This window comes from Arthrobacter sp. 135MFCol5.1 (genome assembly GCF_000374865.1).
Classification (GTDB): domain Bacteria; phylum Actinomycetota; class Actinomycetes; order Actinomycetales; family Micrococcaceae; genus Arthrobacter.
Window position 1 is genome coordinate 1 of record NZ_KB895481.1, and the last position, 4,970, is coordinate 4,970.

Consider the following 4,970-nt stretch of genomic DNA (forward strand, 5'->3'; position numbering starts at 1 on the left):
AACAACACCACACATGTTGTAACCACAGTCTTCCCACCAACCCCAGGGTTGGGACGGGTAACAAGGTTACGGCGGTCATAGCGTGGGGGAAACGCCCGGTCCCATTCCGAACCCGGAAGCTAAGACCCACAGCGCCGATGGTACTGCACCCGGGAGGGTGTGGGAGAGTAGGACACCGCCGGACACACACATTGGTCGAGGCCCCAACCACACGGTTGGGGCCTCCCACATTTAAAAACACCACCTAGACTTACCGTCTATGACTCCCCGAAGCACGGGCCCCAAGGGCAAACGGGCCACCATCCTCGATGTTGCCGCTGCCTCCGGCGTCTCCCGGCAAACCGTAACCCGTGCCATGAACGATATGGCCGGGATCAGCCCCGAGACCCGTGAACGCGTCCAAAGGATCGCTTCGGAGCTGGGCTACAGCCCCAGCCGCTTCGCCAAGGGGTTGGTCCAGGGGGCGAAGGTATCGATTGGCCTCGCCATCCCGGACCTGACCAACCCATATTTCCCCGCGTTTGCGTCCAGCGTGGTGGAGGCAGCCACCGGGCGCGGCTGGAACGTCGTGGTTGATGACTACGGGCACGGAACCGGCAGTGCCGCCGACGCCGCTGCCAGGCTCGCACCCCAGGTGGACGCCCTTATTGGCTACCTCGCGCCACACGCGGACGAGGCGCAGGCGCTGATGGGCCGCCGGCCCGTCGTCGCCCTGGACTCACCGGACGCGGGAACCGCCGGCCGCATCTCGTTCGACTACCACCACGCCGCGAGGCTGGCACTTGCGCACCTTGCCGGCAGGGGTTGCACGAACGTCGCCTTCCTGGACTCGAACCAGGGAGCGCCCGCCGGCAGTCGGAGCGCGGCAGCAGCAGCCGTCGCCGAGGAAGCGGGAATGCAGCTCACCCGCTTCCAGGCCGAGCCCTCCGCGGCGGCCGCCAAGGCGGCCGTGGCCCTCCTGGCTGGCCGAGCAGAACCCGTTGACGGGATCCTTGCCTTCAACGACCTCATGGCCGCCGGTGCGCTTAAAGCCTTGCAGGCCTCCGGCAACGCCGTGCCGGGCGACTGCGCAGTCATCGGAATGGACGGGATACCGCTCGGAGAACTGCTCACCCCTGAGCTGACCACCCTCGCACTGGACCTGCGAGCCGTCGGACGTGCCGCCGTCGGCCTCCTCGAAGGACTCCTCTCGGGCTCGCTCGCGGAAGGCGGGACCGAGGCGCATCTGATCCTTCGGCACGAGCTGGTCCTCCGCCAGTCCGCCTAGGCCCCTACTCAAAGGCGCGCGCAGCGGATAGGCTTTAACCGCATCCGCGTGAACGTTCACGCAACCCAGTCAACCACACCTGCAGCAAGGAAGACCATGGCACTCCACACCCCCGCCGCCAGTGATGGCGGCCAGGACCCCCGCGGCGCCACACACTCCACCCCCAACCTGGAGCTTGGCCAGGAAGAGGTCCGGGAGTTGGCCTCGCTGGCGCCGGGACGCGGAAGCCTGCCCGCGCGCTCCTACCTGGCAACGGACGCGCCCAGGCTGTCCCTCAACGGTAACTGGCAGTTCAGGCTGAGCCCTGGAATCCGGACTGCGCCCAACGACGGGTGGCAGCACGGCACGCACCTGGCCGGTTTCGTCCCGCTGCCTGTCCCTTCCAGCTGGAGCATGCACGGCCACGGATCCCCGGCCTACACCAATGTCCAGTTCCCCTTCGCCGTGGAACCGCCGTTCGTCCAGGAAGCCAACCCCATCGGTGACCACCTGGTGACCTTCCAGGCGGGCCCGGAGTTCTTCCCGCACGCGCTGTTGCGGTTCGACGGCATCGACAACGCCGGGACGGTATGGCTGAACGGTGTTGAACTCGGAACCACCCGCGGCAGCAGGCTGGCCCACGAATTCGACGTGTCCGGCATCCTGGTGGAAGGCGCCAACACCCTGGCGGTGCGGGTGGCCCAGTTCTCCGCCGCGAGCTACGTGGAGGACCAGGACATGTGGTGGCTTCCGGGGATCTTCCGGGACGTGACCCTTCAAGCGCGGCCCACTGACGGCCTCGACGATCTGTTCGTCCACGCGGACTACGACCACGCGACGGGTCACGGCACGCTGAGGGTCGAGGTGACCCGGGCCGGCAAGGCGATTGACGCCGTCGTCCGCATCCCTGAACTCGGCCTGGAACTCCCCTCCGGGGCCCAACATACTGTCCCGGGCGTGGCGCCGTGGTCGGCGGAGCAGCCGCACCTGTATGACGCCACCGTCAGCACCCCCGGTGAGACAGCATCCGTGCAGGTGGGATTCCGAAGCATCACCATCGAAGACGCCCAGTTCAAAGTCAACGGCCGGCGCATCCTGCTTCGCGGCGTAAACCGCCATGAACACCACCCCAGGCTGGGCCGCGTGGTGCCGCGGGATGTGGTGGAGGCGGAACTGCGGTTGATGAAGCAACACAACATCAACGCGATCCGCACCTCGCATTACCCGCCGCATCCGGAATTCCTCGCCCTGGCAGACCAGCTCGGGTTCTATGTGGTCCTCGAATGCGACCTCGAGACGCATGGATTCGTGGGGGCCGGATGGGCGCAGAACCCCAGCGACGATCCGCAGTGGGAGGAAGCCCTGGTGGACCGGATGGAGCGGACCGTGGAACGCGACAAGAACCATCCGTCAGTCATCATGTGGTCGCTCGGCAACGAGGCTGGCACGGGCCGGAACCTTGCCGCCATGTCCCGCTGGGCCAAGGACCGCGATCCGTCGCGCCCCATCCACTACGAAGGCGACTGGTCTTCGCCCGACGTTGACGTCTACTCCCGGATGTACGCCAGCCAGGCCGAGACGGCGCTGATCGGCCAAGGAATCGAACCGCCCCTCGAGAACGCCGAACTGGACGCCAGGCGCCGCGCCATGCCGTTTGTGCTCTGCGAATACGTCCATGCCATGGGCAACGGGCCCGGTGGCATGAGCGAATACCAGGAACTGTTCGACAAATACCCACGGCTGATGGGCGGCTTCGTGTGGGAGTGGCTGGAGCACGGCATCACCGTGACGGACGCGGATGGCAGCGAACATTTCGCCTACGGCGGGGATTTTGGCGAAGAGATCCACGATGGAAACTTCGTCACTGACGGTTTGGTTGACGCCAACCGCAAGCCCCGCCCCGGGCTGCTGGACTTCAAGAAGGTCATCGAGCCGCTGCGCATAGAGGTCGGGCAGGATTGGGCCCGCTTCACCGTGCGGAACGGCCAGGACTTTGCGGACACGTCCGCCTTCAGCTTCCGGTACACAGTTGTGGCCGACGGCGACACCCAGGTGGAGGGGTCCGTGGCCGTTGCGCCGATAGCGCCCCAGTCCGAGGCCGTCGTCGAGCTGCCGACGGAGATTGCCCGGTATGCTGCCGCGCCGGCATCCAGCCAGTCTGCCGTGCTGACGGTGAGCGCGGTGCTTGCTTCCGATACGGCCTGGGCAGGGGCCGGCCACGAGGTCGCCTGGGGCCAGGCGGCCCGTTTTGGGACCCAGGATCCCCGGCTGCCCGCCGTGGACGGTGTCGAGGTCATGGACGACGAGCTGAAACTTGGCAACGCCCGGTTCAACCGGGCCACCGGCATGCCCACGTCCATCGGCGGCCTTCCCGTCGACAAACTGGGGCTGGTCCTGTGGTGGGCACCCACTGACAACGACCTGGGCCGGGAATGGGGGAGCACCGACGAGCGGCCGCTTGCCACCCAGTGGAAGGACGCAGGTCTTGACCGCCTCCACACACGCCTGTTGGGCATCACGGCAGAACCCGCGGCAGGGGGCGGGGAACAACTCCGTGTCAGCACCCGCGTTGGCATTGCGGACAAGCAGTACGGAGTGCTGGTTGATTACCTGTGGACCAGCAACTCCGGAGCACTGGCACTGCGCACCCGCGTTAAGCCGGCAGGGGACTGGGTCAACGCCGGCTTCGACATCGAATGGGCGCGAATCGGTCTGGAGCTGGTCCTGGCGGTCGAGACAACCACGGTGAACTGGTTCGGGCAGGGACCGCACCAGAGTTACCCCGACACCGGCCAGGGAGCGCGGGTGGGGTGGTTCGAGCTGCCGCTCGCCGGCTGGGATGTAGATTATGTCCGGCCGCAGGAGTCCGGGGCGCGCGGCTCCGTACGGCAGGCGGTTCTCGAAACCGGCGGCAAGCAGCTGCAACTCTCCGGAGAGCCCTTTGCGCTGACCGTCAGGCCCTACGGCATGGACGTCCTCGCAGCAGCGACGCATCGTCCCGACCTCATTCCGGACGGACGCAGCTACGTTTACATTGATCACGCCCGGCGGGGCGTTGGCACCGCGGCCTGTGGTCCCGGCGTCCTGGAGCCCTACCGGCTGAAGCCCCGCGAAGCTGAGTTTGAGGTCCTCCTCCAAGTCCACGGCTGAGGCCACTCCGGGAATGTGAGCCACCCGACATCGGCTCCAAACCCTCGAAGGTACTCAGAGGGCACGGTCAGCATTGCCGGAAACCGCGGAAATTCGCGGTTTCCGGCAGTGTACGGAGCCCCCTGTTCCTGGATTTGCGGTGGGGTTGGTGGGCGTGTATTGTTTTCTGAGTCGCCGCCGCTGATGCGGAAAGATAGCGGCGAAAACCCCCTTCTGAACGGCCTGGAAAATGGTTCGCTTTGTGGCGAGCCTGGTGGGTTGGGGTGGTCTTCTTCCTGGTGTGGGTCCTGAGTGATGGATTTGCGTTGGGGTGGGGGATCGGGTAAGTTTGGAAAGTTGCTCCGGAGCGATCTGCGACTGGTTTTTGGTTGTGGTGGTGCCGGGTGTGTCTGTTGTTTGAGAACTCAATAGTGTGCCAAGTTTGTTGATACCAATTGTTTTATGGATTGGTTGAATTGACTGGATCCGCCACCCCGTGGTGTGGTCTGGTTTTTACAGCTGGTTTCAAATTTTGTGCAGCCGGGTGTGGTGTTATTTCCACCTGCTTGGTTGTGTCTGTTTTACTTCAACGGAG

2 protein-coding genes and 1 rRNA gene are annotated in these 4,970 nt (G+C 65.4%); all 3 read left to right on the plus strand.

Going from position 1 to position 4,970, the window contains the following annotated elements; genetic code table 11:
• Positions 1-67: 67 nt before the first annotated feature.
• The 3 genes from rrf (at position 68) to C563_RS0120690 (ending at position 4,396) form a co-directional block, all read left to right on the plus strand.
• A 5S ribosomal RNA gene (gene rrf, locus C563_RS0120680) occupies positions 68-184 on the plus strand.
• Positions 185-259: 75 nt separating this feature from the next.
• Positions 260-1,267: a LacI family DNA-binding transcriptional regulator gene (locus tag C563_RS0120685; RefSeq protein WP_018763981.1), complete on the plus strand. Its 1,008-nt coding sequence runs from the start codon at positions 260-262 to the stop codon at positions 1,265-1,267.
• Positions 1,268-1,363: 96 nt separating this feature from the next.
• The gene (locus tag C563_RS0120690) at positions 1,364-4,396 is read left to right on the plus strand and encodes a glycoside hydrolase family 2 TIM barrel-domain containing protein (protein WP_018763982.1); all 3,033 of its coding nucleotides are present in this window, start codon (positions 1,364-1,366) and stop codon (positions 4,394-4,396) included.
• Positions 4,397-4,970 lie beyond the last annotated feature (574 nt).